The sequence below is a fragment of the Mycobacterium sp. DL genome (genome assembly GCF_039729195.1).
GTDB classification, from domain to species: Bacteria; Actinomycetota; Actinomycetes; order Mycobacteriales; family Mycobacteriaceae; genus Mycobacterium; species Mycobacterium hippocampi_A.
Genome location: NZ_CP155796.1, coordinates 2,094,492 through 2,121,341, shown reverse-complemented (window position 1 = coordinate 2,121,341; position 26,850 = coordinate 2,094,492). Strand labels below are relative to the sequence as shown.

Annotated in this window: 25 protein-coding genes; 11 read left to right on the top strand and 14 right to left on the bottom strand. The window is 66.4% G+C overall.

Annotated features, from left to right (window positions below):
• Positions 1 to 18: 18 nt before the first annotated feature.
• Positions 19 to 1,764 carry a cytochrome c oxidase subunit I gene (gene ctaD, locus ABDC78_RS10145; protein ID WP_178362099.1) on the bottom strand — a complete coding sequence of 582 codons (1,746 nt, stop codon included), beginning with the start codon at positions 1,762 to 1,764 and terminating at the stop codon, positions 19 to 21.
• Positions 1,765 to 2,011: 247 nt separating this feature from the next.
• Between ctaD and ABDC78_RS10140 the strand changes: the two genes are divergently transcribed.
• Positions 2,012 to 3,154 carry an iron-siderophore ABC transporter substrate-binding protein gene (locus ABDC78_RS10140; protein ID WP_178362098.1) on the top strand — a complete coding sequence of 381 codons (1,143 nt, stop codon included), beginning with the start codon at positions 2,012 to 2,014 and terminating at the stop codon, positions 3,152 to 3,154.
• Between the two features lie 143 nt (positions 3,155 to 3,297).
• Positions 3,298 to 4,344 (top strand): NAD(P)-dependent alcohol dehydrogenase, encoded by a 1,047-nt coding sequence (locus ABDC78_RS10135; RefSeq protein ID WP_178362097.1) that lies wholly within the window; start codon positions 3,298 to 3,300, stop codon positions 4,342 to 4,344.
• On the opposite strand, the gene ABDC78_RS10130 is transcribed toward ABDC78_RS10135, so the two are convergent.
• Genes ABDC78_RS10130 through ABDC78_RS10120 form a run of 3 tightly spaced genes read right to left on the bottom strand, consistent with a single transcriptional unit; the run spans position 4,333 to position 8,029 of the window.
• The gene (locus ABDC78_RS10130) at positions 4,333 to 5,325 is read right to left on the bottom strand and encodes a xanthine dehydrogenase family protein subunit M (RefSeq protein ID WP_178362096.1); all 993 of its coding nucleotides are present in this window, start codon (positions 5,323 to 5,325) and stop codon (positions 4,333 to 4,335) included. The two genes, ABDC78_RS10135 and ABDC78_RS10130, sit on opposite strands and share 12 nt — an antisense overlap.
• Complete coding sequence (locus ABDC78_RS10125; protein WP_178362095.1) at positions 5,322 to 5,855, bottom strand: 2Fe-2S iron-sulfur cluster-binding protein; 534 nt, start codon at positions 5,853 to 5,855, stop codon at positions 5,322 to 5,324. The genes ABDC78_RS10130 and ABDC78_RS10125 overlap by 4 nt, the downstream gene beginning before the upstream one ends.
• Positions 5,856 to 5,857: 2 nt before the next feature.
• A complete protein-coding gene (locus tag ABDC78_RS10120) occupies positions 5,858 to 8,029 on the bottom strand; it encodes a xanthine dehydrogenase family protein molybdopterin-binding subunit (RefSeq protein WP_178362094.1) in 2,172 nt (723 codons plus the stop codon).
• Between the two features lie 149 nt (positions 8,030 to 8,178).
• Between ABDC78_RS10120 and ABDC78_RS10115 the strand changes: the two genes are divergently transcribed.
• Positions 8,179 to 8,832, top strand: a complete 654-nt coding sequence (locus tag ABDC78_RS10115) for a response regulator transcription factor (RefSeq protein WP_178362375.1) — start codon at positions 8,179 to 8,181, stop codon at positions 8,830 to 8,832.
• A 6-nt stretch (positions 8,833 to 8,838) separates the two neighbouring features.
• Here the strand turns inward: ABDC78_RS10115 and ABDC78_RS10110 are convergent, their stop codons facing one another.
• Positions 8,839 to 9,189: a response regulator transcription factor gene (locus tag ABDC78_RS10110; protein ID WP_178362093.1), complete on the bottom strand. Its 351-nt coding sequence runs from the start codon at positions 9,187 to 9,189 to the stop codon at positions 8,839 to 8,841.
• Between the two features lie 141 nt (positions 9,190 to 9,330).
• Between ABDC78_RS10110 and ABDC78_RS10105 the strand changes: the two genes are divergently transcribed.
• Positions 9,331 to 10,776, top strand: a complete 1,446-nt coding sequence (locus ABDC78_RS10105; RefSeq protein WP_178362374.1) for an ATP-binding protein — start codon at positions 9,331 to 9,333, stop codon at positions 10,774 to 10,776.
• Here ABDC78_RS10105 and nrdF read toward each other — a convergent pair.
• The 3 genes from nrdF to ABDC78_RS10090 form a co-directional block, all read right to left on the bottom strand.
• Positions 10,773 to 11,747, bottom strand: a complete 975-nt coding sequence (gene nrdF, locus ABDC78_RS10100; protein ID WP_178362092.1) for a class 1b ribonucleoside-diphosphate reductase subunit beta — start codon at positions 11,745 to 11,747, stop codon at positions 10,773 to 10,775. The two genes, ABDC78_RS10105 and nrdF, sit on opposite strands and share 4 nt — an antisense overlap.
• 61 nt (positions 11,748 to 11,808) lie before the next feature.
• Positions 11,809 to 13,395 (bottom strand): NAD(P)/FAD-dependent oxidoreductase, encoded by a 1,587-nt coding sequence (locus ABDC78_RS10095; protein ID WP_178362091.1) that lies wholly within the window; start codon positions 13,393 to 13,395, stop codon positions 11,809 to 11,811.
• 62 nt (positions 13,396 to 13,457) lie between these two features.
• Complete coding sequence (locus tag ABDC78_RS10090; RefSeq protein ID WP_178362090.1) at positions 13,458 to 14,195, bottom strand: TetR/AcrR family transcriptional regulator; 738 nt, start codon at positions 14,193 to 14,195, stop codon at positions 13,458 to 13,460.
• 152 nt (positions 14,196 to 14,347) lie between these two features.
• Between ABDC78_RS10090 and ABDC78_RS10085 the strand changes: the two genes are divergently transcribed.
• From ABDC78_RS10085 to ABDC78_RS10075, 3 genes are all read left to right on the top strand, one after another.
• Entirely contained in the window at positions 14,348 to 15,532 is a 1,185-nt protein-coding gene (locus ABDC78_RS10085) for a geranylgeranyl reductase family protein (RefSeq protein ID WP_178362089.1), read from the top strand.
• A 79-nt stretch (positions 15,533 to 15,611) separates the two neighbouring features.
• A complete protein-coding gene (locus ABDC78_RS10080; protein WP_178362088.1) occupies positions 15,612 to 17,981 on the top strand; it encodes a hypothetical protein in 2,370 nt (789 codons plus the stop codon).
• Between the two features lie 65 nt (positions 17,982 to 18,046).
• Positions 18,047 to 18,463 (top strand): VOC family protein, encoded by a 417-nt coding sequence (locus ABDC78_RS10075; protein WP_178362087.1) that lies wholly within the window; start codon positions 18,047 to 18,049, stop codon positions 18,461 to 18,463.
• A gap of 24 nt (positions 18,464 to 18,487) precedes the next feature.
• Here the strand turns inward: ABDC78_RS10075 and ABDC78_RS10070 are convergent, their stop codons facing one another.
• On the bottom strand, positions 18,488 to 19,210 hold the full coding sequence (locus tag ABDC78_RS10070) for a LysR family transcriptional regulator substrate-binding protein (RefSeq protein ID WP_178362086.1): 723 nt from the start codon (positions 19,208 to 19,210) through the stop codon (positions 18,488 to 18,490).
• 29 nt (positions 19,211 to 19,239) lie between these two features.
• On the opposite strand from ABDC78_RS10070, the gene ABDC78_RS10065 reads away from it, so the two are divergent.
• On the top strand, positions 19,240 to 19,626 hold the full coding sequence (locus tag ABDC78_RS10065; RefSeq protein WP_178362085.1) for a DUF5997 family protein: 387 nt from the start codon (positions 19,240 to 19,242) through the stop codon (positions 19,624 to 19,626).
• Positions 19,627 to 19,778: 152 nt separating this feature from the next.
• Positions 19,779 to 20,525: an SDR family oxidoreductase gene (locus ABDC78_RS10060; RefSeq protein ID WP_178362084.1), complete on the top strand. Its 747-nt coding sequence runs from the start codon at positions 19,779 to 19,781 to the stop codon at positions 20,523 to 20,525.
• Here ABDC78_RS10060 and ABDC78_RS10055 read toward each other — a convergent pair.
• The 5 genes from ABDC78_RS10055 to ABDC78_RS10035 form a co-directional block, all read right to left on the bottom strand.
• Complete coding sequence (locus tag ABDC78_RS10055) at positions 20,522 to 21,010, bottom strand: MarR family winged helix-turn-helix transcriptional regulator (protein WP_178362083.1); 489 nt, start codon at positions 21,008 to 21,010, stop codon at positions 20,522 to 20,524. The genes ABDC78_RS10060 and ABDC78_RS10055 overlap by 4 nt on opposite strands.
• A 37-nt stretch (positions 21,011 to 21,047) precedes the next feature.
• Positions 21,048 to 23,216, bottom strand: a complete 2,169-nt coding sequence (gene nrdE, locus ABDC78_RS10050; RefSeq protein WP_347133426.1) for a class 1b ribonucleoside-diphosphate reductase subunit alpha — start codon at positions 23,214 to 23,216, stop codon at positions 21,048 to 21,050.
• The gene (nrdI, locus tag ABDC78_RS10045) at positions 23,183 to 23,641 is read right to left on the bottom strand and encodes a class Ib ribonucleoside-diphosphate reductase assembly flavoprotein NrdI (protein ID WP_178362082.1); all 459 of its coding nucleotides are present in this window, start codon (positions 23,639 to 23,641) and stop codon (positions 23,183 to 23,185) included. Before nrdI ends, nrdE begins: the two co-directional genes overlap by 34 nt.
• A 50-nt stretch (positions 23,642 to 23,691) precedes the next feature.
• The gene (gene nrdH, locus ABDC78_RS10040; protein WP_178362081.1) at positions 23,692 to 23,934 is read right to left on the bottom strand and encodes a glutaredoxin-like protein NrdH; all 243 of its coding nucleotides are present in this window, start codon (positions 23,932 to 23,934) and stop codon (positions 23,692 to 23,694) included.
• A gap of 590 nt (positions 23,935 to 24,524) precedes the next feature.
• Positions 24,525 to 25,076, bottom strand: coding sequence for an NADPH-dependent FMN reductase (locus tag ABDC78_RS10035; RefSeq protein ID WP_178362080.1), 552 nt, complete (start codon positions 25,074 to 25,076; stop codon positions 24,525 to 24,527).
• A 103-nt stretch (positions 25,077 to 25,179) separates the two neighbouring features.
• On the opposite strand from ABDC78_RS10035, the gene ABDC78_RS10030 reads away from it, so the two are divergent.
• Both ABDC78_RS10030 and ABDC78_RS10025 read left to right on the top strand, forming a co-directional pair.
• Positions 25,180 to 25,770, top strand: coding sequence for a TetR/AcrR family transcriptional regulator (locus ABDC78_RS10030; RefSeq protein ID WP_178362372.1), 591 nt, complete (start codon positions 25,180 to 25,182; stop codon positions 25,768 to 25,770).
• Positions 25,767 to 26,840, top strand: a complete 1,074-nt coding sequence (locus tag ABDC78_RS10025; RefSeq protein ID WP_178362079.1) for a DNA polymerase IV — start codon at positions 25,767 to 25,769, stop codon at positions 26,838 to 26,840. Before ABDC78_RS10030 ends, ABDC78_RS10025 begins: the two co-directional genes overlap by 4 nt.
• Positions 26,841 to 26,850: the final 10 nt, after the last annotated feature.

Here is a 26,850-nt window from a genome sequence, read left to right as displayed (position 1 = left end):
TGCCGCCCGCACGCTCGGTCAGCTACGAACCTCGACGTTGTCGATCCTGGTGACATCACCATCATCGGGTCCGTGCGCCCGGCCGACGTGGGCCTCGCGGCGCATCCGTTCGACCATGTGCGGATAGTGCAGCTCGAAGGCGGGACGCTCGGAGCGGATCCGGGGCAGCTCGGTGAAGTTGTGCCGGGGCGGCGGGCAACTGGTGGCCCACTCCAGGGAGTTTCCGTAACCCCACGGATCGTCGACCGTGACGACCTCGCCGTAGCGCCAGCTCTTGAAGATGTTCCACAGGAACGGCAGCGTCGACGCACCGAGGATGAACGCGCCGATCGTCGAGACGATGTTCAGCGTGGTGAAGCCGTCGCTGGGGAGGTAGTCGGCGTAGCGGCGCGGCATACCTTCGTCACCCAGCCAGTGCTGCACCAGGAACGTGGTGTGGAACCCGATGAACGTCAGCCAGAAGTGCAGCTTGCCCAGCCGTTCGTCGAGCAGCCTGCCGGTCATCTTCGGGAACCAGAAGTAGATGCCGGCGTAAGTGGCGAACACGATGGTGCCGAACAGCACGTAGTGGAAGTGCGCGATGACGAAGTAGCTGTCGGTGACGTGGAAGTCCAGAGGCGGGCTGGCCAGCAGCACGCCCGACAGACCGCCGAGAAGGAAGGTCACGATGAAGCCCACCGAGAACAACATCGGTGTCTCGAACGTCAACTGGCCTTTCCACATCGTGCCTATCCAGTTGAAGAACTTGATACCGGTCGGCACCGCTATCAGGAACGTCATGAACGAGAAGAACGGCAGCAGCACCGCACCCGTGGCGTACATGTGGTGCGCCCACACCGCCACCGACAGCGCCGCGATACCCAGCGTGGCGTAGATCAGCGTGGTGTAGCCGAAGATCGGTTTGCGGCTGAACACCGGGAAGATCTCGCTGACGATGCCGAAGAACGGCAGCGCGATGATGTAGACCTCGGGGTGGCCGAAGAACCAGAACAAGTGCTGCCAGAGCAGCACACCGCCGTTGGCCGGGTCGTAGACGTGTGCGCCGAGGTGCCGGTCGGCGGCCAGGCCGAACAGCGCCGCGGTCAGCAGCGGGAAGGCCAGCAGCACCAGGATCGACGTCACCAGGATGTTCCAGGTGAAGATCGGCATCCGGAACATCGTCATGCCGGGTGCACGCATGCACACCACGGTGGTGATCATGTTGACACCGCCGAGGATGGTGCCCAGACCACCGACGGCCAGACCCATGATCCACAGGTCGCCGCCGGCGCCGGGTGAGTGGATGGCGTCGGTCAGCGGCGAGTACGCGGTCCAGCCGAAGTCTGCGGCGCCGCCCGGGGTGATGAAGCCTGCGGTGGCGATCAGTGCGCCGAAGAGGAACAGCCAGAACGAGAACGCGTTCAGGCGCGGGAACGCCACGTCGGGCGCGCCGATCTGCAGGGGCAGCACCAGGTTGGCGAAGCCGAACACGATCGGGGTCGCGTAGAACAGCAGCATCACCGTGCCGTGCATGGTGAACAGCTGGTTGTACTGCTCGTTGGACAGGAACTGCAGGCCCGGAACCGCCAACTCGGTGCGGATGAACAGCGCCATCAGGCCGCCGATGAGGAAGAACGCAAAGCAGGCGACGCAGTACATGATGCCGATCAGCTTGTGATCGGTGGTGGTGATCAGGTTGTAGATCAGGTTGCCCTTGGGACCGAGGCGGGCCGGAAACGGACGCCGGGCCTCGAGTTCTCCGATTGGGGGCGCTTCGGCTACCAACAGTCCTCCAACGTTTCGCAAACCACCGGGCATGTACCGGGGGCTTTCCCGACGATAGAAATGTCGGCTCGCCGACGGTGTTCGAACTGCCGGCGTGCCGACGGTTCGTTATGAATCCTAACTCCCGAACGCGCCGAGAGGTGGGGTGGTCCTACAAACGGTCGTATTTGATGTCGCATCGTCGCCGGATCGGCCACGGGACGCCTGTTGACCAGCCGCGAACTGCCTGGATGTTACCGTCGGCGGCGTGCTGTTCAGGCGAGTGCAGACCGTGCGCCGAGTCTGCCGAACTGCGGGGCTGACCGCACTTTCCGCGGGGCTGGGCGTGGCCGTCCTGGGCGGCTGCGGGACTTCGGGCCAGGGGTCGGCGCCGGCCGCCGGCGACGGCTCGATCATCACCAGCACAACCCGGGTCGCAGGCGCGGGAGTGCTCGGAAACGACCGCAGGCCCGACGAGTCCTGTGCCCCCGAACCGGCGGCGCTCGACGAGGGCCCGGCCGAGCGCGAGGTCCGAAACGCGACCGGGCACGCCGTGACGCCGCCGCTGCCGGAGACCGCGCTGGTGAGCGCCGACCCGCAACGCATCGTCGTGCTCTCCGGCGACCAACTCGACGCGTTGTGCGCGCTGGGTCTGCAATCGCGCATCGTGGCCGCCGCCCTGCCGGACGGATCGGACGACCAACCTTCCTACCTCGGCACCGTGATCCACGAACTGCCCGGCGCCGGGAACCGGAGTGATCCCGACCTCGCCGCCATCCGTGAGGCCGACCCCGATCTGATCCTGGGTTCGGTGGCGCTCACACCGCAGGACTACCCGCAGTTGGCGGAGATCGCTCCCACCGTGTTCAGCGGACCGCCGGGAGTCGCGTGGAAGGACAATCTGCGGGCCGTCGGTGCAGCCACCGGTCGCGTCGACGCGGCCGACGCGTTGATCGACGGTTTCGACCGCGCCGCAGGAGAGACGGGCGAAGCGAACGACGCGACACATTTCCAGGCGTCGGTGGTGCAGTTCACCGACACCACGGTGCGGGTCTTCGGCACCGACAACTTTCCCGCGGGCGTTCTCGCCGATGTCGGCGTGGATCGCCCTGCGGCTCAACGGTTCACCGACAAGCCCTATGTCGAGATCGGTACTTCGGAGGAAGATCTGGGCAACTCTCCGGACTTCTCGATCGCCGACGGTGACATCCTCTACCTGTCCTTCGCCACCGCCGAGGCCAGGGAACGGGCGCCCGAGGTGATGGACAGCGACGCGTGGCGGCAGTTGTCCGTCACCCGCGACAACCGGATGTTCGCGGTGAACAATGAGGTCTGGCAAAGTGGTGAGGGCATCGTCGCCGCGCGCGGCATCCTGGCCGACCTGCGGTCGGTGAACTCCCCCATCAACTGACACTCGGGGGAAACTCACAGGCTGGATCGGGACTATCACCGCCGCCTCGCCCGTTGACCCCTCGTGAGCCGCAGTGTCGCGGCAACTTTCCGCCGGCGTCGCAGACGCGACCCGCGCAGCCCAGCAACAAAGAGGACGTGATGATGAGCACCGTTTCCGCCTACGCAGCCAATTCGGCCACAGATCCGCTGACCAGGACCACGATCACCCGCCGCGATGTCGGGGCTCACGACGTCGCGTTCGACATCCATTTCGCCGGGATCTGTCACTCCGACATCCACACCGTCACCGGGGAATGGGGCGGCGTCGAGTACCCGATGGTGCCCGGACACGAGATCGCGGGCGTGGTCACCGAGGTCGGATCCGAGGTGACGAAGTTCACCGTGGGCGACCGCGTCGGCGTCGGATGCTTTGTCGACTCGTGCCGCGAGTGTGAGTACTGCCGCGCCGGCGAGGAGCAGTACTGCAACAACCCCGGCATGGTCGGGACCTACAACGGCGTCGGACGTGACGGGCAGCCCACGCAGGGCGGCTACAGCGGCGCGATCGTCGTCGACGAGAACTACGTTCTGCGCGTCCCGGACGCCATCTCGCTGGCGGATGCGGCCCCGCTGCTGTGCGCGGGCATCACCACCTATTCGCCGCTGCGGCACTGGAATGCCGGACCCGGCACCCGGGTGGCGGTCATCGGTCTCGGCGGGCTCGGACATCTGGCGGTGAAGCTGGCGGTCGCGCTGGGCGCCGACGTCACCGTGCTCAGCCAGTCGCTGAAGAAGATGGAGGACGGTCTGCGGCTGGGAGCCTCCGAGTACCACGCCACCAGCGACCCCGAGACCTTCAAGAAGCTGCGGGGCAGTTTCGATCTGATCCTCAACACCGTCTCGGCCAATCTGGACCTCGGCGCCTACCTCGGGTTGCTCAAGCTCGACGGCACCCTGGTCGAGCTCGGGATGCCCGAGAACGCCATGGAGGTCCCCGCCGCTGCGTTGATCTTCGGGCGACGCCGGATCGCGGGATCACTGATCGGCGGGATCGCCGAAACGCAGGAGATGCTGGATTTCTGCGCCGAACACGGCGTCGCTCCCGAGATCGAGATCATCGAGCCCGACTACATCAACGAGGCGTATCAGCGGGTGATCGCCAGCGATGTGCGCTACCGGTTCGTCATCGACACCGAGTCACTGCGCTAGCGCGTGATCCACGGCCCGCTCCAGGGCCCGGACCACGCTGTGCATCACCAGGTCGACCTTGAATCCGTTCTGACTCAACGGAACCGCGTCTGCGGTGAAGAGCCGCGCCGCAGCGCGGAAGGTTTCGGTGTCGGGGCTGCGCCCGGTGAGGGCGTCCTCGGCTGCCGTCACCCGCCACGGCTTGGCGGCGACTCCGCCTGCGGAGATCGCAGCCGAGGAGATGATGCCGTCGTGGAGGTGCACACCCGCGGCGACCGACACCAGCGCAAACGCGTAGCTGTGCCGGTCGCGAACCTTCAGATACCAGCTGTGCCGGGCGAAGGAGGACCGCGGGAGCACCACGCCGGTGATCAGTTCGGCGGGCCGTAGCGCGTTGTCACGATCGGGTGTGAGGCCCGGCAGCACCAGGAACTCCCCCATCGGGATGCGGCGACGACCCTGCGGTCCCTGCACCTGCACGGTTGCGTCGAGCATCACCAGTGCCACGGCCATGTCGGAAGGGTGGACGGCGACGCAGGACTCACTCGCTCCGAACAGCGCGTGCTCGCGATTGACACCGTCGCGGGCCGCGCAACCCGTTGCGGGAGAACGCTTGTTGCAGTGAGCGAACGACGGGTCCATGAAATAGGGACAGCGGGTGCGCTGCACGAGGTTCCCACCGATGGTGGCCATGTTGCGGATCTGTGTGGTCGCCCCGGACAGGATCGCTTGGGAGAGCACCGGATAACGCGTGCGGATCAGCGGGTGGTTCGCCACGGCGCTGTTGGTCGCGCCCGCCCCGATCAGCACTGCACTGTCGTCGGTCGTGGTGATCGAGTCCAGTTCGAGCCTGCGGATGTCCACCAGCGCGCTCGGGCTCTCCACTCCGCTCTTCATCAGGTCGAGCAGGTTCGTGCCGCCGGCGTAGTACTTCGCCCCGGCTTCGGCGGCGTCGATGGCGCCGCCGACGCTGTCCGCATGGTCGAAGGCGAATGGCCTCATGACCGGGCCACCTCGGCGATCGCCTCGACGATGTTGGAGTAGGCGCCGCAGCGACAGATGTTGCCGGCCATGCGTTCCCGGATCTCGTTGTCCGACAGACACGTCGGGCCGTCGGCCACGTCCTCGCGACCGCCGTCGAACGTGGTCGCGGACAGATCACCGCGTGCGTGCTCGCGCAGCATGGCGCGCGCAGAGCAGAGTTGCCCGGAGGTGCAGTAGCCGCACTGGAAGCCGTCGCGCTCGACGAAGGCGCGCTGCAGCGGGTCGAGGACCTCGCCGTCAGCCAGGCCCTCCACGGTTCGCACCTCGGCCCCGTCGATCGACACCGCCAGTGTCAGACAACTCAACACTCGCTCGTCGTCCACGTGGACGGTGCACGCTCCGCACAGACCGTGGTCACATCCCTTTTTGGTTCCGGTCAGCCCAAGCCGCTCGCGTAGCAGGTCGAGCAGTGTCGAGCGCACATCGGTGTCGACGTCCCGGCCGACTCCGTTGATCCTCAGGTGAATGCGGTGATCGGTTGGTGTCACGGTCAATTCCGTCCGTCGGTGCGGGATTCGAAGGGCTCCATGAGCGCTTCGAGCGTTATCGGTAGGTCGCGCAGTCGTTTGCCGGTGGCGTGGTGGATCGCGTTCGCTATGGCCGCAGGCACTCCGCACGCCCCGATCTCGCCGATGCCGCGGACGCCGATCTCGTCCAGTGCGTAGTCCGGGGTGTCGACGAAGGAGATGTCGAAGGCGGGCCGATCGGCATGGGTGGGCACGTAGTACTCCCCGATCAACTGGGCGGTCCGCGGGTCGTGGGGTACCTGCTCGAGCAGCGCCATACCCAGACCGAACGTGATGCCGCCCATGACCTGGTTGGTGGCCAGTTTGGGATTGAGGACCCGTCCACAGTCCATCACCGCCACCCAGCGGGTCACCGCGATGCGACCGATCTGCTCGTCGACCTCCACCTCGCAGAAATGCGCGCCGAACGACTGTGACACCGAACCGGTTTCCGGAGCGCCTTCGGTGGACACCGTGAAGCAGAGCGCGTCCGCCAGTTCTCCCGCGACCTGCGGGGCGTGGTCACCGAGTCGGCGCTTCCACTCCTGCGCCGCGGCGAACACGGCCGACCCGACCGTCGCCGTGGTCTGGGAGGCGCCGCTGTAGGGGGCGTCCGGGAACAGCGAGTCGCCGGATTCGAAGCTGACGTGCGACAGGGGCAGGCCGGTGGTGTCGGCGGCGAGTTGGGTCATGACGGTCCTGACACCGGTGCCGATCTCGTGCGTCGCGGCGCTGAATCGCACCCGACCGTCGGAGCTTGTCTCCACCCGGCAGCCGGCAGGCATCCGGCGGCCCGGATAGGTGGCCGTGGCCATTCCCCATCCGATCTGAATCCCGTTGCGGCGCAGCGCTCGTGGACCGGGACGCTGTTGCCAGCCGAATCGCTGCGCCCCGCTGAGGTAGCACTCGGCCAGATGCGCGGCCGACCAGGGCCTGCCGTTGGTCTGATCCACATCGCTGAGGTTGGCGAGCCGCATCAGCACCGGATCCTGACCCGTCGCATCGGCGAGTTCGTCCATGGCGACCTCGAGGGCGAACAGGCCGGGCGCTTCACCCGGTCCTCTCATGAAGCACGGTGTCGGCGCATTGATCCGCGCCACGGTGTGGGATACCACCAACCGTGGTGAGCGGTACAGAAGCCGCGCCGACAACCCGACCGGTTCGCAGAAGTGCGCCACCGTCGACGTCTCGGTCAGTGTGTGCTGCTCGGTGCTGAGGATCTCACCACTGTCGCCGGCGACGAGCGACACCCGCTGCTCGGTGCGCGGCCGGTGGCCCGTCGCGGTGAACATCTGATTTCTGGTCAGCACCAGCTTCACCGGACGGCCGACCTCCCGTGCGGCGACCGCACACAGCACCACATGCATCCACAGGAAGCTCTTGGAACCGAAGGCGCCACCCACCAGAGGCGACAGAATCCGGATCCGATCCTCGGGCATGGCGAGATACGCAGCGAGCATCCGCCTTTCACCGGTGATCCACCGAGTGCCGTCGTGAATGATCAGGCAATCGCCGTCCCACTGCGCGATGGTCGCTGACAGCTCGATCGGATAGTGGGTGTTGACGGCGGTGGTGTAGTCGGCGCTGACGGTGATTCCGGCCGGCTCGGCGACGGGACCGCGACGGTCCTGCAGCTTCTCCTCGGTCAGCTTGACGAAGTGGTCGGGCCGGTAGGCACCGTGACGGACCTGTCCCCGGTCGTCGTCGGCGACCTCCGGTTCGGCAAGCACCTGCGCGGCGCTGAGTTGGGCATGTGCGGGCACGTAGTCGAACGTCATCATCGACGCGGCCTGATCGGCGTTCTCCGGAGAGTCGGCCACGACCAGTGCCATGTGCTGACCGACGTGCTGCACCGTCAGATCCGACAGGGGCGGGCGGCGCTCGAAGGGCAGATCCCACGTCAGCTCGTACGGAAGCACCTGCAGCGTAGGACAGTTCAGCGGAGTCAGCACGTACAGCACTCCGGGAGCGGCCTCGGCCCGTGCGGCCGCCACGGCCATGGACTCCGGTGTCACTCGGCCGTGCGGGATCTGGGACTGCACCACAGCCGCGTAGGTCACGTCGTCGACCGGGTTGTCCGCGGCATAGCGCGCCCGTCCTGTCACCTTGTCGATTCCCTCGACTCGGTTGACCGGTTGTCCGACAACGTGGGGCATGGACCCAGCTTCGGCTTTTCTGCCGGGGGTGTCGTCGACGCTGTCCACCACCCACGGTTACCGCTAGCCCCCATAGCCGGGTCTTCGAGGCCTCCGGACGTCACCGTGGTGCGACAATCAGAGCCGTGCTCACGCCAGGTGGAGAGGACATGCGCGGCCTGCGGGTCGTGATCGCCGACGACGACGTGCTGTTGCGCGAAGGCCTGGCCAGCTTGCTGGAACGGTCGGGATTCGAGGTGGCGGGCCAGGCCGGTGACGGGACAGCCCTTCTGGAGTTGGTGCGCGACCGCAAGCCTGATCTGGCGCTGGTCGACATCCGGATGCCGCCGAGCCTCAGCACCGAGGGACTCGATGCCGCCAAGGTGATCCGCGACGAGTTCCCCGAGATCGGCATCGTGGTGCTCTCGGCGCACATCGATGTCGACCACGCGATGGAGCTTCTGGCCGGCGGCCGGGCGATCGGCTATCTGCTCAAGACCCGGGTGACCGATGTGGCCGACTTCGTCGACACGTTGCAGCGGGTGGCCAACGGCGCTTCGGTCGTCGATCCGGCGTTGGTGGCCGAGCTCGTGTCGGCGCGCAAACGCGACGACCCGCTGGCCGCCGTCAGCCCCCGCGAGCGGGAGGTGCTGACGCTGATGGCCGAAGGCTTGTCCAACGCCGGGATCGGACGCCGGTTGTGGGTCACCGAGGGAACGGTGGAAAAGCACGTCCGCAGCATCCTGACGAAGCTGAACCTGCCCGAAACCGGCGACGACCACCGGCGGGTCCGCGCGGTGATCATGTACCTCGACGCACGCTGAGCCTGATCACGGCTGCGCGAGCACGGCCCGGATGGCGCTGGGCGACAGCGCGAACTTCGGGAGGAATCCCGCCGCCGGGCTGGCGGCGATCAGGTCGGCGAAGTCCTGCTCGTCGTGGGTCGAGGTGAGGATGACCGACATGCCGCTGAGCCGCTCGGCGACGTCGAAACCGCTGTCGGCACCGAGATCGACGTCGACCAGCACTATGTCGGGGTGTAGTTCCGCGGCCCGCAGCACCGCCTCCTCGGCGTCACACGCCACACCGACCACAACGAAGCCGCCGCGTTCCAGCATGGCCTTCGCGGCATTTCGGAACGCGGCGCTGTCGTCGACGATCAGACAGCGCGGAGCACTCATCCTTCGAGCTTGTCAGGGCCCACCGCAGATGGCATTCCTGTTAACGGGAAACCTGCGGACTACCATCGGCCGGTGACCTGGCAATCGTTGCCGCAGCGACTTCTGGCGCAGTTGGTGCGTCCCACCGCACGTCCACTCGGGATGGGCATCGCCGTCGCGGCCGCATTCCTGGCCGCCGAGGTCGGCGCGGTGTTCGCGCTCAAGACGATCGCCCCGGAGAACGCATTCGGCGCTCTGCTCCTGTTGGGAGTGCTGGTGGTATCGGCGGGCTGGGGCTTCGGTCTGGCCATTGCGACGTCGCTGGCCAGCGCGGTGGTATACGCCTGGCTGCACCTCGAAGGCCGCGACAGCCTCGCACCTGCGCTCGCGATCTTCCTGACACTGGCGCTGTTGACGAACGTGCTTGTGGGGCAAGCCCGATTGCGCGCTGCCGAAGCCGAGCTGCGCAGGCGGCACGCCGACACTCTGGCCGCCCAGCAGGCGGCTCTGAGGCGGGTCGCCACGCTGGTCGCCCGCGGTGCCGAACTCTCGGAGGTGTTCTCGGTTGCGGTCAACGAGTTGGCCACCAGCCTCGACGTCGACCACGTCACGCTGCTGCGCTTCACCGCTGACGAAGAGTGCGTCGTCCTGGCGACGCGAGACCGACCGGGACGACCGGGGCTGGCGCACGGCGAACGGTTCTCGCTGGCCGGCGACAGCGTCAGCGCTCGGATCCACGGAACCGGATCACCGGCCCGCATCGACGACTACCGCGCGGCGACAGGCCCGATCGCCACCCGACTGCACGCACTCGGCGTGCGCTCGGGAGCGGGCGCACCGCTCGTCGTCGGCGGCGCGGTGCGCGGGGCGATCATGGTGGGGTCGCGCGCGCAGCAGGCGATTTCGGCACAACTCGAAGACCACCTCGGTGATTTCGCCGACCTGATCTCCACGGCTATCGCCAACGCCGAGACCCGCGCCGAGCTGACGGCATCACGCGCGCGCCTCGTGGCGGCCGCCGACGAAGCGCGGCGCGGGTTCGAACGCGACCTTCATGACGGCGCTCAACAACGGATCGTCTCGCTCAGCCTCGAACTGCGGGCGATCGAGTCCACCGCCGCCGGTGATGACGCGCTGCGGGGCCAACTGTCCAACGTCGTCGACGGACTGGCAGGGCTGCACTCCGACCTCCAGGAGCTGTCGCGGGGCATGCATCCCGCGGTGCTGTCCAGGGGTGGTCTCAAGCCGGCGATCAAGGCGTTGGCGCGGCGCTCGACCGTGCCGGTCGAACTGGCCGTCGACGTCGAGGGCCGGCTACCGGAATCGGTGGAGGTGGCCGCGTATTACGTTGTCGCAGAAGCGCTGACGAATGCCGCCAAACACTCCGGCGCCGACGCGGTGACCGTTGAGATCGACGTCGACGGCGACTCGCTGGCGCTGTCGGTCTCCGACGACGGCGCCGGAGGCGCGACGGCAGGAGCGGGCTCGGGCCTGGTCGGGCTGCGCGACCGCGTCGAGGCGCTGTCGGGTGAACTCACCATCACCAGCACACCGGGCGAGGGCACCTGTGTGCGGGCCACCATTCCGGTGGGCGACCGGATCGACTAGAAGTTCCAGTCCTCGTCTTCGGTGTGCACGGCCTTGCCGATGACGTAGCTCGAGCCGGAACCGGAGAAGAAATCGTGATTCTCGTCGGCATTGGGACTCAGCGCCGACAGGATCGCCGGGTTCACATCGGTCTCGTCCTTGGGGAACAGCGCTTCGTACCCGAGGTTCATCAGCGCCTTGTTGGCGTTGTAGCGCAGGAACTTCTTGACGTCCTCGGTCAGACCCACCCCGTCGTACAGGTCCTGGGTGTACTCGACCTCGTTGTCGTAGAGCTCGAAGAGCAGTTCGTAGGTGTAGTCCTTGAGCTCGGCCTTGCGGGCATCGTCCTCGAGCGCAAGCCCCTTCTGGAACTTGTAGCCGATGTAGTAGCCGTGCACGGCCTCGTCGCGGATGATCAGCCGGATCATGTCGGCGGTGTTGGTCAGCTTGGCCCGGCTGGACCAGTACATCGGCAGGTAGAAGCCCGAGTAGAACAGGAAGCTCTCGAGCAGGGTGGAAGCCACCTTGCGCTTGAGCGGGTCGTCACCCTTGTAGAAGTTCATCACGATCTCGGCCTTGCGCTGCAGGTTCGGATTCTCCTCCGACCAGCGGAACGCCTCGTCGATCTCGACCGTCGAGCACAGCGTCGAGAAGATGTTGCTGTAGCTCTTCGCGTGCACCGACTCCATGAACGCGATGTTGGTGTAGACGGCCTCTTCGTGCGGGGTCAGCGCGTCCGGGATGAGGCTGACGGCACCGACGGTGCCCTGGATGGTGTCGAGCAGGGTCAGGCCGGTGAACACCCGCATCGTGAGCTGCTTCTCGTGGGCGTTGAGCGTCCCCCAGGACGGGATGTCGTTGGAGACGGGCACCTTCTCGGGCAACCAGAAGTTGCCCGTCAGCCGCTCCCACACCTCGGCGTCCTTCTCGTCCTGCAGGCGGTTCCAGTTGATCGCGGAGACGCGGTCGATCAGCTTCATTCCCTCGGACACCAGGACCTCATTTCGCCGGAATTTGCAGTGGCCGAATCATTTCTACCGGCCGACCCCGACACTACAACTTGTTGGGGCTCAGAACTTGTGACGCCGCAACATCTTGTGTTGGCGTGTCGCGCTTTCTTCTCAGGAACGTGTACTCGGATGCCTTGAACCGGCGCGTCGACAGCCAGTACTGCCATGTCATGCCACTCCACAGCGTGCGGTTCACTCCGTGCTCGTCGAGATACCAGCTCTGACATCCGCCGGTACTCCAGACCGTACCTTCCAGGTCATCCTGCAGATCGTCGTTGTAGCGATCCTGCGCGGCCCGGGTCGGCGCCAGTGCGCCGGCGCCTGCCCGGTCCACCGCCGCGATGGCCTGGGCGGCGTAGCGGATCTGCGATTCGATCATGAACACCACCGAGTTGTGCCCCAGCGCGGTGTTCGGGCCGAGCAGGAAGAACAGGTTGGGCATGTCCGCGACGGTGATGCCGCGCAGCGCCGCGATGCCTTCGGAGTTCCAGCGGTCGACGAGGTCCTCACCGCCGGGGCCCTTGATGTCGACGTAGGTGTAGGAGTCGGTGACGTGGAATCCGGTCGCGAACACCACGACGTCTGTGTCTCTCTCGGTCTCACGACCGCCCCTGTCCGCGGTGACGATGCCGGTCGGGCTGAACCGTGTGATGCGGTCGGTGATCACTTCGGTCTTCGGGTCGGCGATGCCGCGATAGTAGGTGTCGGAGTTGAGGATCCGCTTGCAGCCGGCCCGGTAGTCCGGGGTGAGTTTGCGGCGTAGTTCCCGGTCCTTGATCGACCGCCGGATGTTCCACTTGCCCAGCATTTCGCCGATCTTGAGCAGCCGCGGCTGACTGGTCATCGCGAAGCCGACCGACTCGTGCAGCCAGTAGATTCCCGCGCGCAGGGCTGCACGGGTACCCGGCACGTTGGCGAAGACCCGGCGCATACCCTCCGGGATCGGGTTGTTCGGCCTGGGCATCACCCAGGCCGGGGTGCGCTGGTAGAGCTGCAGCGAGGCGACGTCCCCGACGATCTCGGGCACGATCTGGATCGCGCTGGCGCCGGTGCCGATCACGGCGACACGCTTTCCTGCGATGTCGACACTGTGGTCCCACTGTGCGGAATGGAAGGCGGCGCGTCCGGACCCGAGATAGTCGTCGTATCCGTCGAACTCCGGGATCAGCGGAATGTGCAACCCACCGGCCCCTGAGATCAGGAACTGCGCGACGAACTCGCGACCGTCGGTGGTGAAGACATGCCACACCATCTCGTCGTCGTCCCACTGGGCGCGGTCGACGTGGGCGCCGAAGTGGATGTAGCGGCGCAGCCCGTACTTGGTGGTGACACCGAGCAGGTAGTCCTGGATCTCCGGCTGGAACGACCACATGTGGGTCCAGTCGGCCTTCGGTTCGAACGAGAACGAGTACATGTGCGATGGGATGTCGCAGGCACAGCCCGGGTAGGTGTTGTCGCGCCACGTTCCGCCGACCTCGTCGGCCTTTTCCAGGATCTCGAATTCCACGCCGCGGCGCTGAAGTTCGATGCCCATTCCGAGGCCGGAGAATCCGGAACCGATGATCAGGGCACGGGTGCGTACCGGGGTGTGATCGACCGAGATCTCCTCGGTGTGTTCAGCGACGCTCATGACACCGACTGTACCTGGGAACGCTGGTACCGGGTACGCCGCTGGGCGGCTCCCTACTGGGTTCAGGCGACGTGTTCGTGGCGCTGAACGCCCTCATGCAACGGCAGATCGGGGTCGATGCGGATGCCGAGCACCTCGCACGTGCCGTTGATCGAACCGACCATGATCGTGGTCAGGTAGTCGACGAACTTCTCCGACGGCAGCCGTCGGGGGCTGTCCTCTGAGCCCAGCCACCAGTCGGTGGCCGACGCCGCCGCCCCGAAGGTGGCGAACCCGGCCAGCTCGAAGGCCGCACCGTCGAGTTCCATCTCCCGCAGCTCGTTGCTGAACATGTCGGCCATCGCGAGGGTGATCTCGCGGCCTTCGTTGAGCGCCCGCATCGTCGACTCGCTCTGCTCGGCGAAGCGACCCAGCATCAGGAAGCGCACCACGTTGGGGTGTTCGTCCACCAGACGTACGTACTGCTCCACGGCCCGGTAGATGACCATGCGCGCAGGGTCTTTCGAGATGTCGATCGACGGGTAGATCGCGGCCCACAGCATGTCCCGCATCCGCTGACCGATCGCCTGGAAGAGGTCTGACTTGTCGGTGAAATGCCGGTAGATCTTCGGCTTCGCGGTCCCGGCCTCCTCGGCGATCTCGCGCAGCGAGACCTCGGGACCCAGCCGGTCGATCGCACGGAACGCGGCGTCGACGATTTCCGAGCGCACCTTCTTACGGTGCTCACGCCAACGCTCGCTGCGGGCGTCCACTTTGACACCCGGCTCTTCGGCAGAGCGCGCCCTAGACCCTCGTCGCACTCGATCACTGTACCCGGCGGGACGCCGCTGACCTGCTCAGACCCCTCGCGCTCGGGGAATGATTACCGAACCATTAGGGATTCTTCCCAACGCGATCGGCGACCCAAGCTTGGGTACTATCGCTGCGACAACCGATCGACGAGACGAGATTCATGACGCAGCGATACGACCTGGTCATAGCAGGTGGTGGGCCATCCGGCGCCGCCGCCGCATGGCAGGCCGCACAGACCGGCGCGAAGGTCGCGGTCCTGGACAAAGCCCAGTTCCCCCGTGACAAGCCCTGCGGCGACGGCCTGACCGCGCGCGCAGTCAGCTACCTGCAGAAGATGGGCCTGGCCGACGAGGTCGCCACGTTCCACCGGGTGAACCGGGTGACGGTGTTCAGCCCGAGCGAGTGGGAGTTGTCGTTCCCGAAGCGCCCGGGCATGCCCGATCACGGCCACACCGTCAGCCGCACCCACCTGGACACGGTGCTGCTCAAGCACGCGGAGTCCGCCGGCGCCGAAGTGCGCCAGGGGGCCGAGGTCACCGGCCCGGAACTCGACGCCAGCGGCCGGGTGGTCGGCGTCGTGCTCAAGGGAGGCGAGAAGGTCTACGGCGATGCGGTCATCGCCGCCGACGGCGCCTACTCCCCGATCAAGCGAGCGCTGAAGATCGACTCCGAATACAACGGCTACCAGGCGATCGCGATCCGCTCGGAGATGCACGCCAACCGGCCCGACTCCGATTCGCTGGACATCTACCTGAAGCTGGTGTTCGAAGGCGACCAGCTGCCCGGCTACGGCTGGGTCTTCCCGATGGGCGACGGCATCTTCAACATCGGCCTCGGCTACGTCAACAGCTACAAGAACTGGCAGTCGATCAACGCGACACAGTTCCTCGGCGAGTTCCTCCGGACACTCCCCCGGGACTGGGATCTGCCGCCGATCGAGGAACTCAAGAAGAACAAGAGCGTGCGCGCCTGGCGTCTGCCGATGGGTTTCACCGCGTGGCCGCCGTGGCGGCCGGGTGTGCTGTTCACCGGTGACTCGCTGGGTGCGGGTAAGCCCGCCTCCGGTGCCGGCATCTCGAAGGCGCTCGAATCCGGGCTGGCCGCGGGCGAGTGCGCGATCGCCGCTCTGCAGAACGGCGGACCCGACGACTTCACCAACTACGGACAGCGGATGGAAGCCGCATGGGGTCGCGAATACAAGCGCGGGCGCTACATGCACAAGCTGATCGGTCAACCCAAGCTGGCCAACGCCGGCGTCAAGCTGATCGACAACGCGGCGTTCCGTGACCGGATGCTCAAGGCGCTCTACAAGAAGGCACAGGGCCCGCAGCACAAGGTGAAGTAGCACCAAGCGGGTCGCCCGGGGATTCGACGCCCTTCGTCGATACCCCCGGTGCCGGTCGATCGCCAAATAGACTCCGATGGTGCGCACTGCGGAGCGACCCGGCACCCGGTACGTCGCGGCGCGCGCGATGCTTTTTGCCCTCGCCGCTGCGTTGATCGGCTACCTGGCGGCGATCGCGGCATGGCCGCAGATTCGTGACGCGCTGCCAGAGGGCCTGCGCTGGTTCGGTGCCCCCAACTCGGCGGTCACCATCGGCGTTGTCGTCCTTGCGCTGGCGCTGGTCATCGTCGTGGTGACTCGGACCGCAGGCGGGCGGCGGTCCGGGGCGCCGGTGGCGATCGTCGCCGGACTCGCGGTCACCACCACGATCCTCGGTGTGGCCTCGTACTGGCGATGCCAGGACGAGTCGCATCCGGATTTCTTCACCCCGCTGTTGTGGACGGCAGCCCTGGTCAAGGGTGGCGATCCGACACGTGCACTGACCGACGGCGCCTGCCCGGCCCCGATGCCCGTCGCACTCCACGTCGCCCAGATCTGTGCGCTGGCCGCGGTATTCATGTCTGTGGTCGGAATAGCGGTGGCGCTCTTCCGGTCACGCTTTGACCGGCTCCGCGTGCGATCCGCCCGCTCGGTGACCGCCGTGGTCGGTATCGATCAGGACGCCCAGGCCCTCGTCGCCGCGATCGCGCACACTCTGCGCCGCCGGAGCATGCTGGTCGTCGTCACCGACACCGCGGACAGCGACGCCGCCCAACGGGCCCGCACGGTGGGGGCCAGGATCCTCACCGTCGATCTCGACCGGCCCGAAGCGCTTGTCGCCGTGCCTATCTGGCACAAGCTCGACCGGCTCTACCTGCTTGCTCCCGACGCGTCGACCAACCTGTTGCGGTTGCGCACGCTGACCGCCCTGGGTGGCGACGACCGCACGCGCATCCCGCTGATCGTGCGCATCGATGATCCGTGGCAGGCCAATGCGTGGCGCGCTCAGCATTTCGGCGGGGTGCACAACCGTTGGGCCGCCGACACCGTCGGAATCTACGAGGTGACGGCCCGACGATTGCTCGACAGAATCCTCGCAGGCCCCGTGATCGACCGTCTGCTGGTGTGCGGATCGTCGCAACTGACGACCGCCCTGTGCAGCGACATGTTCCAACGCCGGCTCGAACACGAATACGGCGGCACGGGTTGGCTGCCCGCACTGACCGTCGTTGCCGAGAACGCCTCCGAATACCGGCAGGACAGCGAGTTCGCCGCGGCGCAACTCGGATATCGCAACCGTTCCGGCGACGTCCTCGCCATTGATGAAAACCCGTCGTTCCCAACGCTCATGGACATGGTCACCCGGGGGGATCCGAGGTCGACGGCACTGGTGCTGGTCGACTCGCTACCGGACGGCAGCGTCGCAACCCGCATCGCGGCCCGCTTACCGGAGACCACGATTCACGTATACGACCCTCGGGCGGATACCACCCGCGAGCGGGTGGCGGTGGTCGGGCGCCTGTACACCTACCGGCTGAGCCTCGACCTGCCCGGCGGACAGGCCCACGACGCCTGGGAGCGCGCAGCGATGCTGATTCACAACCGCTACGTCGCAGAGTCAGGTGGTGCCGGCCCCACCGCCGTCCCGTGGGGCCAGCTCGACGAGTTCTATCGCGAATCCAACAGGCGCCAGGTACGCAACGCGCTGTGGATGGTCGAGACGATCGGTGGGCACACATGGAACAGCTGGGGCCAGTCACCGCATGACCTGCCCACTGCCCGGTTGCGCGGTCTGGAGCCCCTGGAACAGTTGCAGCAGATGGGTTTCGACGCGCCGACTGCCACCGCCATGGCGCGCGCCGAACACGAGGACTGGTGCCGGTACTACCGAAGACACGGCTGGCGGTCCGGTCCGCGACGCGATGACACCGCCAAGCTGCACGACAAGCTCCTCGACTGGTCGCAGATCGAAACCGACGCGCAGCGCCTCGCCGCCGCTCTGCACAGTCTGGCCGCCACGCTGACCAAGTTGCGGGAGTTGGGATACCGCTCCCGTCCCGCCGACGACAACACGTGGGTTCAGTATCGCCGGGCGGGAGTCGTGCTGGCCGAGCAGCGCAGCACCCCGTGGACGTGGACGGCCCACGACGGATCGACGATGAGCGCCGCAGCGGGCGACTGGGCCGTCAGCGAGAATTCGGACGGCGCCACATGGTCGGTGCGTGACGACATCTTCCGCGCCACCCACGAGCACCTCGGCGGCAGGCGGTGGCGGCGGCTCGGGACTGTGCTGGCCCGACCGGCTCGTGCCGCAGAGGAGGTGGACACGCTCGAGGGCGCCATCACCGCGCCCGAGGGCTCCTGGATCGTGCAGGGTGACCACGGTGACGTCTGGGCGGTGCCCGGCGACGAGTTCAGCCGTCGCTACGAGTGCACCGGTCAGGACAGATCAAAGGCTGCCGGAAAGTGATCGGGCTGCACTTGCACCGGTGACAACGGCGGTCACTGTCGGCGGCCATCGGTAGCGTCGCGGCCATGGAGCAACGAGTAAGCCTGATCACGCTCGGCGTGGACGACCTCGACCGGGCCCGCACCTTTTACGAGCAGGGCCTGGGGTGGGTACCGGCGCAAGCACCCGACGGCGTCGTCTTCTATCAACTTCCCGGCATCGCGCTGGCACTCTTCGGCCGCGACGACCTCGCCGAGGATGCCCACCACCCCGTCGACGGCCGGTTCAGCGGCATCACGATCGCGATCAACCAGCGCACCGAGGCCGACGTGGACGTGGTGCTCGAGCAGGCCGCCGCGGCGGGTGCGACCATCCTCAAGCCGGCCGAAAAGGTCTTCTGGGGTGGATATTCGGGCTATTTCGCCGATCTTGACGGACATGTCTGGGAGGTTGCGCTCAATCCTCAGTGGACCATCAACGACGACGGCACACTCACGATCTGATCGCGCCGGCCGCCGCGAGGAACGTCAGCGCCGTCCGCGCTTGGCCGGCCCCTGCTTGCGGGCGACCTTGCCCGCCGCGGCTCGGGCGGCCTGCTTCGCCAGGGTCTTCTCCCGTGCGGTGCGCTTGGGCGGCGGCGGCGCCTGCCCCCGCGACGAGCCGGGTTTGCGGCCCCGCACGATCCCGATGAACTCCTCGACCAGTGCGACCTGCGGCCCCGCGAGGACGGCGAGCGCCACCGGGCAGGCGGGTGCGTCGGTGATCGGTCGGTACGTGAGGTCTCTGCGGCGATACAGCCGCGCCAGCGACTGCGGAACGATGAGCACCCCGATGCCCGCAGCCACGAGTTCTATTGCGTCCTCGGTGGTCTCGGGTCGGTGGTCGACCGGGTCGCCCGGAGCGCCCGGCCAGGACAGGACGTCGTCGAGCGGCAGCAGTGTCGGCTCGCCGTCGAGGTCCGCGGCGGTGATCTCGTCGACGGCCGTGAGAATGTGATCGGTCGGCACCACGGCCACCGTCGTCTCCTCGTAGACGGGGATGACGGCCAGCCCGGTCGTATCGGCGGGCAGCCGGAGCAACGCCACGTCGACGATGCCGGCCCGCACTGCGGCGGACGCGTCCGCCGCAGACACGGCGTGCAACTTCAGCGGCACCTCGGGGTGGCGCTGCGCCCAGGCCCGGGCCCACTTCGCGGGCGTACCGCCGGGCACATACCCGAGGGTGAACGACGGCAGCGAGGGCGAAGCCACCGCATCAGGCTACCGATACGCTGACCTTCATGAGCAGGCCCAACGCGCAGTCCATGAAACCCGCCACGGCGGCGAAGAAGCTGGACGTGTACTTGCCCGCGACGCCTGCGGAGTTCCAGGAGAACCCGATCACCCGAACCGAACTCGCGGCGTTGCAGGCGGACCCGCCGCAGTGGCTGACCGACCTCCGCAAGAACGGCCCGCACCCCAAGAACCTTGTGGCGGCCAAGCTGGGCGTCTCGATCGCCGGTCTCGTGCGCGGCGGGGTCACCGATGCGCTCACCACGGAACAGATCAGTCAGCTGCTCGAGGAACTGCCGGAGTGGTTGGTGGCAGAACGTGAGAGCTACCAGGCGGTGCTGCGCGAGGAACGCCGTCTCAAGGCGCAGCGGGCGAAGCAGGCCCGCAAGGGTTGATTCTGTACCAACCGACCGGCTGGCCACTGCGCTGGACGATCAACCGGATCGCTTCTTGGAGATATGCGTGACATGTCACGGAATAACGTGAGATGTCACCTAGTTGTCGGAAATGGAGCGCGACGGGCGTTCCCCGACAACAGGAGGGCATTATGGGTCAACTCGAAGGAAAGACAGCACTGGTCACCGGCGGCACGTCCGGCATCGGCTACGCGACAGCGCAGGCATTCGCCGACGCGGGCGCCAAGGTGTTCCTCACCGGCCGGACCCAGCAGCGCGTCGACGACGCCGCGGCGTCTCTCGGCGGCGGCGTGGTCGGTGTTGCCAGCGACGTCACCAGTGTCGAGGACTTGGACCGATTGATGGATGTCATTCGCGCCTCGGGAGCCGGACTGGACATCGTCTTCGCCAACGCCGGCAGCGGCGAGTACGTGACCCTGCAAGACGAGACACCCGAACACCTCATCGACACGTTCAACCGCAACGTCGGCGGAACGGTGTTCACCGTGCAGAAGGCCTTGCCGCTGCTGAATCCCGGGGCCTCGATCGTGCTCGCCGGCTCGACAGCGGCCGGCAGAGGCATGCCGGCGTTCGGCGCCTACGCCGCCGCCAAGGCCGCCATCCGGTCCTTCGGCCGCACCTGGGCCACCGAGTTGGGCGACCGCGGATTCCGGGTCAACACCATCGTTCCCGGCCCCATCTTGACCCCGGGCCTCACGGAACTGGAGCCCGATCCCGATCAGCGCCAGGCCATGCTCGACAATCTGGCATCGAACCCGATGAAGCGGATCGGCAATCCCGAGGAGTTGGCCGCCGCGGTGGTCTTTCTCGCGTCGGATGCGAGCAGCTTCATGACCGGTTCCGAGGTCTACGTCGACGGCGGCACGAACCAGGTCTAGACGTCCGGACGCGGCAGGGTCCCCTCGCGCAGCAATCCCTCGTGCACCGCGGCGAGGATGTCGGCGAGGGCATCCTCGCGGCCGGGATCAAGGTCGCCGAAGAACGTGCGACGCACCCACTCCGCGTGTATCGGGGCGGCCGCCGCGAGCAGGTCCCAACCTGGGGTCGAGAGGATGACGACGGTGCCGCGGCCGTCGGTCTCCGACGCTGTGCGTTCGACGAGGCCGCGGCGCGTCATCCGCATCAGGTGATGCGACAGCCTGCTGCGCTCCCACCCGATCACCGTCGCCAGCGATGTCACCTGTAAGCGGCGATCGGGCGCTCGCGACAGCGCGTTGAGCACCGTGTAGTCGTAGAGCGAGAGCCCACATTCGGTGCGCAGGTGATGGTTCATCTCGTACTCGAGCCGGTGGTACACGCGCATGTAGTTGAGCCAGGCGCGCTGCTGAATCGGTGTCAGCGGATACTCGCCGGCATCGGTCATCGTGCGGTTCTACCGCCCGCGGGTGACCCCCACCGGGTCACAACATGCAGCTGACGCAACCCTCCACCTCAGTGCCCTCCAAAGCCATCTGACGAAGGCGGATGTAGTACAGCGTCTTGATGCCCTTGCGCCAGGCGTAGATCTGGGCCTTGTTCACCTCACGGGTGGTGGCGGTGTCCTTGAAGAACAGCGTCAGGCTCAACCCCTGGTCCACGTGCTGGGTGGCCGCGGCGTAGGTGTCGATGATCTTCTCGTAGCCGATCTCGTACGCATCCTGGTAGTACTCCAGGTTGTCGTTGGTGAGGTACGGCGCCGGGTAGTAGGCGCGCCCGATCTTGCCTTCCTTGCGGATCTCGATCTTGCTGGCCACCGGGTGGATCGAACTGGTCGAGTGGTTGATGTAGCTGATCGACCCCGTCGGCGGAACGGCCTGCAGGTTCTGGTTGTAGATGCCGTGGGTCTGGACCGACTCCTTGAGCCGAACCCAATCCTCCTGCGTCGGAATGCGAATGCCCGCGTCGGCGAACAGTTCGCGCACCCGCTCGGTGGCCGGCTCCCACACCTGGTCGGTGTACTTGTCGAAGAACTCACCCGACTTGTACTTCGAGCGCTCGAAGCCGCCGAACGCCGTCCCGCGCTCGATCGCGATGCGGTTGCTCGCCCGCAGCGCGTGGTACAGCACGGTGTAGAAGTAGATGTTGGTGAAGTCGACGCCCTCTTCTGAGCCGTAGTGGATTCGCTCGCGAGCCAGGTATCCGTGCAGGTTCATCTGCCCCAGGCCGATCGCGTGGGATTGGTTGTTGCCCTGCTCGATCGAGGGCACCGAGGTGATGTGGGTCTGATCCGACACTGCGGTCAGCGCCCGGATGGACACCTCGATGGTCTGCGCGAAGTCCGGCGAGTCCATCGCCTTGGCGATGTTGAGCGAGCCGAGGTTGCACGAGATGTCCTTGCCCACTTTGGAGTACGACAGATCGTCGTTGAACTCCGACGGCGTGGACACCTGCAGGATCTCCGAGCACAGGTTGGAGTGGGTGATCTTGCCTTCGATGGGGTTGGCCCGGTTCACCGTGTCCTCGTACATGATGTACGGGTAGCCCGACTCGAACTGCAGCTCGGCGAGGGTCTGGAAGAACTCCCGCGCCTTGATCTTCGTCTTGCGGATTCGCGCGTCGTCGACCATCTCGTAGTACTTCTCGGTGACCGAGACATCGGCGAACGGCACGCCGTAGACCCGCTCGACGTCGTACGGCGAGAACAGGTACATGTCCTCGTTCTTCTTGGCCAGCTCGAAGGTGATGTCCGGGATCACCACGCCGAGGCTCAGCGTCTTGATCCGGATCTTCTCGTCGGCGTTCTCCCGCTTGGTGTCGAGGAAGCGGTAGATGTCGGGGTGGTGCGCGTGCAGGTACACCGCACCGGCGCCCTGACGCGCCCCGAGCTGGTTGGCATAGGAGAACGAGTCCTCGAGCAGCTTCATGATCGGGATGACACCCGAGCTCTGGTTCTCGATGTTCTTGATCGGCGCGCCGTGCTCACGAATGTTGGTCAGCAGCAGCGCGACTCCGCCGCCGCGCTTGGACAGCTGCAGCGCCGAGTTGATGGAGCGCCCGATCGACTCCATGTTGTCTTCGATGCGAAGAAGGAAGCACGACACCGGCTCGCCACGCTGCTTCTTGCCCGAGTTCAGGAATGTCGGGGTGGCCGGCTGGAAGCGGCCGTCGATGATCTCGTCGACCAGCTTCTCGGCGAGCACCGTGTCACCGGCGGCCAGTGTCAGCGCCACCATGACGACGCGGTCTTCGAAGCGTTCGAGGTAGCGCTTCCCGTCGAACGTCTTCAGCGTGTAGCTGGTGTAGTACTTGAACGCGCCCAGAAACGTCGGGAACCGGAACTTCTTGGCGTACGCGCGGTCGAGCAGCGTCTTGACGAAGTTGCGCGAGTACTGGTCGAGCACCTCGCGCTCGTAGTAGTTCTTCTGAACCAGGTAGTCGAGTTTCTCGTCCTGATTGTGGAAGAACACCGTGTTCTGGTTGACGTGCTGCAGGAAGTACTGGTTCGCCGCTTCCCGATCCTTGTCGAACTGGATCTTGCCGTCGGCGTCGTACAGATTGAGCATCGCGTTGAGCGCGTGGTAATCCGTTTCGCCCGGCAGCGCGTGAACTTCGGCAGCTACAGGTTCTGCAGCTGTGACGGTTGGGGGCACGTCTGGTCCTTCCAGAAGTCGGTGAGGCCCGCGCGGACGGCGAAGACGTCGTCCGTGGTGCCCATCAATTCGAAGCGGTACAGATACGGCACGCCGCACTTCCGGGAGATGACGACTCCCGCATAGCCGAACTCTGCGCCGAAGTTGGAGTTGCCCGCGGCGATCACGCCGCGCAGCAGCCCTCGGTGGTGCTCGTTGTTGAGAAATGCGATCACCTGCTTGGGGACGTATCCCCCGGCGTCGGGATCAGGGCCGTTGGCATGCCCCCCGCCGTAGGTGGGCAGCACCAGCACGTAGGGCTCTCGGACGACCTCGGGGTCCTCGATGCGCCCGTGTACCGGGATGCGGATGGCAGGGGTGTCCAACTTCTCGACAAAACGGTGGGTGTTCTCGGACACGCTGGAGAAGTAGACGAGATTACTCACTGCTGTGCCCTTCTCTCCGTTGTGCGCGAACTACCCCGTGAGCCGGCGGGTCAGGCCGTTGCGGCCACCACGCCTGCGAGCGACTTGATCCGATCGGGGCGGAAGCCCGACCAGTGGTCGTTGCCGGCCACGACGACGGGAGCCTGCAGGTAGCCGAGCGCCATCACGTAGTCGCGGGCGTCGTTGTCGACGGAGATGTCGATGACGTCGTAGTCGACGCCCTGCTTGTCGAGAGCCTTGTAGGTGGCATTGCACTGGACGCAGGCGGGCTTGGTGTACACGGTGACAGTCATTTGGGCTCCCTCAGCGAAATTTTTGTTCGACGACCGATGATTCTTTGTCACTTCGCACCCCATCTGACCAACGGCCGACCGGACGACTGACGTTCTCTTGCTCTCAACGACAAGCCGGGGGCTGAACTTCCCCTCGGACCCTCGTCGAGAGCAGATTGCATCGTTTGTCGCTCTCCACCCTAGACACTAGATGTTGTGCCCCGCTAGTAGAGCACACACAAGATGGTCGTAATCACACGTTTGGAATTTTCCCTGGTAGTTGCGGTGTGTCGCGCCGTGTTCGGCGTGTCCCAGATCACAACGGCGTCGCCACAACCGGCACTGTCAGGTCTATCAGAACCCTCCGACACGTCCTCGCACAGCGCTGGGGAGAGGGCAGACGCACCTCCCGTCCAGCAACTCCCCCAGCAAAGCGTGCGCACCCGCCGCGAGGCCCTTGGAGATTCCCGCCCGCAGGCGCAGACACTGATGGGACTCACGCCGCACCGCCGTGATCGTTTGTCGGCTCACCCCGGTTCGGAAAACAGCAACCGGCAGGACGGGTGAACCACCCGCCCTGCCGGTTGTTGAGGTGTCGGCGCCTCGCCGTGTCAGCCGATCTCGGCGACCAACTTGCCGACGATGTCGCGCAACCGCTCGACGACCTCGGCGTTCTCCCGCGGATGCTTGCCGTCCAGCGACGCCGCCGGGATGGACAGGTCCAGGTCGTCGACGACCCGCGGCCCGGCGATGCCGAACGACTTGCGTGTCTCGTCGTGCGCCCAGACGCCGCCGTACTGGCCAAACGCCGCGCCGATCACTGCCATCGGCTTGTCCTTGAGCGCACCGTCACCGAACGGCCGTGACAGCCAGTCGATGGCGTTCTTCAGCACGCCGGGGATGCTGCCGTTGTACTCAGGCGTGACGACGAGCGCGGCATCGGATGCCGCAGCCGCCTCGCGAAGCGCCACGACGGATTCGTCCACCGACTCGTTGTCGATGTCCTCGTTGTAGAACGGCAGTTCGCCGAGCCGATCGAAGAGCGTCAGCGTCGCGCCTGCCGGAGCCGACTCGATCGCGAGCTCGGCGAGTTGGCGGTTGACCGACGCCGCCCGCAGGCTCCCGACCAGAACAAGTACTTTGCTACCTGACGCGTCTGACATCGTTCTCCTCCGTAGGTTCGGTTGGCTTCGCTGCGAAGCAACCGGACCATGGTCCGAATTATTCCGGCTGAGCTAAAGTTGCCTGGTGAGCGTGTCCGACAGGATGACGGCATTGCCGCTGACCGACGCCGGCCCCCCTGAACGGGGTGATGCCGCACGCAACCGTGCGCTGCTGCTCGACGCCGCACGACGGCTGATCGACGAACGCGGCGCCGAGGCCGTCACCACCGAGGACATCGCAGCAGCGGCGGGTGTGGGAAAGGGCACGCTGTTCCGCAGATTCGGCAGCCGCGCGGGCCTGATGGTCGATCTGCTCGACGAGGACGAGAAGACGCAGCAGCAGGCATTCCTGTTCGGGCCGCCCCCGCTCGGCCCCGGGGCGCCCCCGCTGGACCGGCTGCTCAGTTACGGCCGGGAGCGGCTGAAGTTCGTCGTCGTCCATCACGCGCTGCTCTCCGACGTCGGCCGTGATCGGCAGATGCGCTACAACGCACCGATGATGCTGCACCACAGCCACGTCCGGCTGCTGCTCGAGTCCGCGGGCACCACGGGCGATCTCGATACTCAGGCGACCGCACTGCTGGCTCTGCTGGATGCCGACTACGTGCACCACGAACTCACCGACCGCGGCCGCACGATCCACCAACTCGGCGATGCGTGGGAGACGGTGGCGCGCAAGCTCTGCGGATCATGAGCGCGCAGCATCCGTCGTGGATCCTGCACGTCGACCTCGACCAGTTCCTGGCTTCGGTGGAGCTGCAGCGCCATCCCGAACTCGTCGGCCTCCCGGTGATCGTCGGCGGCAGCGGCGACCCCACCGAAGCCCGCAAGGTCGTCACCTGCGCGTCCTACGAGGCCCGCGAGTTCGGCGTACACGCGGGCATGCCACTGCGCGCCGCCGCCCGCCGGTGTCCCGAAGCCACCTTCCTGCCTTCGGATTCGGCTGCCTACGACGCAGCCTCCGAGCAGGTGATGGCCCTGTTGCGCGACCTGGGTCACCCCGTCGAGGTGTGGGGATGGGACGAGGCCTACGTGGGCGCCGACGTGGACGATCCGGTGGCGCTCGCCCGGAGAATCCAGGAGGTGGTCACCGCCGGGACGGGCCTGTCGTGCTCGGTCGGCATCAGCGACAACAAGCAGCGGGCCAAGGTCGCCACCGGGTTCGCGAAGCCCGCGGGTGTCTACGCCCTCACCGACGACAACTGGATGTCGACGATGGGCGACCGAGGCGTCGAGGCACTGTGGGGCGTGGGACCCAAGACCTCCAAAAAGCTTGCCGCCATGGGTATCACGACCGTCGCCGATCTGGCGGCGACAGATCCTGCGGTGTTGACATCGGCGTTCGGTCCCACCACCGGGCTGTGGATCCTGTTGCTGGCCAAAGGAGGTGGCGACGATACGGTGAGTGCCCAGCCGTGGGTGGCGCGGTCCCGCAGCCACGTCGTCACCTTCCCGCAGGATCTCACCGATCGGGCCGAGATCGACACGGCCGTCGTCGATCTGGCGCAGCGCACATTGGTGGAGGTCCTCGCACAGCAGCGGATCGTCACCCGGGTTGCCGTCACGGTGCGGACCAACACGTTCTACACCCGCACCAAGATCCGCAAGCTGCTCTCGCCCACGACTGCCGCCGACACCATCGTCGACACCGCACTGGAAGTGCTCGATCTCTTCGAACTGGACCGGCCGGTCCGGCTGCTGGGCGTTCGCCTGGAGCTGGCGATGACCGATGCACCGGCCACCGTTGTCACCGCCACCCACTAACGTCGTCCCC

Bases quoted from the DNA above. Each gene is read 5' to 3' on its own strand.
- ABDC78_RS10035 (WP_178362080.1), bottom strand. From the start codon at position 25,076: ATGTCAGACGCGTCAGGTAGCAAAGTACTTGTTCTGGTCGGGAGCCTG.
- ABDC78_RS10105 (WP_178362374.1), top strand. From the start codon at position 9,331: ATGGGCATCGCCGTCGCGGCCGCATTCCTGGCCGCCGAGGTCGGCGCG.
- ABDC78_RS10130 (WP_178362096.1), bottom strand. From the start codon at position 5,325: ATGAGGCCATTCGCCTTCGACCATGCGGACAGCGTCGGCGGCGCCATC.
- ABDC78_RS10110 (WP_178362093.1), bottom strand. From the start codon at position 9,189: ATGAGTGCTCCGCGCTGTCTGATCGTCGACGACAGCGCCGCGTTCCGA.
- ABDC78_RS10060 (WP_178362084.1), top strand. From the start codon at position 19,779: ATGGGTCAACTCGAAGGAAAGACAGCACTGGTCACCGGCGGCACGTCC.
- ABDC78_RS10120 (WP_178362094.1), bottom strand. From the start codon at position 8,029: ATGCCCCACGTTGTCGGACAACCGGTCAACCGAGTCGAGGGAATCGAC.
- ABDC78_RS10085 (WP_178362089.1), top strand. From the start codon at position 14,348: ATGACGCAGCGATACGACCTGGTCATAGCAGGTGGTGGGCCATCCGGC.
- ABDC78_RS10030 (WP_178362372.1), top strand. From the start codon at position 25,180: ATGACGGCATTGCCGCTGACCGACGCCGGCCCCCCTGAACGGGGTGAT.
- ABDC78_RS10055 (WP_178362083.1), bottom strand. From the start codon at position 21,010: ATGACCGATGCCGGCGAGTATCCGCTGACACCGATTCAGCAGCGCGCC.
- ABDC78_RS10095 (WP_178362091.1), bottom strand. From the start codon at position 13,395: ATGAGCGTCGCTGAACACACCGAGGAGATCTCGGTCGATCACACCCCG.
- ABDC78_RS10075 (WP_178362087.1), top strand. From the start codon at position 18,047: ATGGAGCAACGAGTAAGCCTGATCACGCTCGGCGTGGACGACCTCGAC.
- ABDC78_RS10025 (WP_178362079.1), top strand. From the start codon at position 25,767: ATGAGCGCGCAGCATCCGTCGTGGATCCTGCACGTCGACCTCGACCAG.
- ABDC78_RS10065 (WP_178362085.1), top strand. From the start codon at position 19,240: ATGAGCAGGCCCAACGCGCAGTCCATGAAACCCGCCACGGCGGCGAAG.
- nrdH (WP_178362081.1), bottom strand. From the start codon at position 23,934: ATGACTGTCACCGTGTACACCAAGCCCGCCTGCGTCCAGTGCAATGCC.
- ABDC78_RS10135 (WP_178362097.1), top strand. From the start codon at position 3,298: ATGAGCACCGTTTCCGCCTACGCAGCCAATTCGGCCACAGATCCGCTG.
- ABDC78_RS10115 (WP_178362375.1), top strand. From the start codon at position 8,179: ATGCGCGGCCTGCGGGTCGTGATCGCCGACGACGACGTGCTGTTGCGC.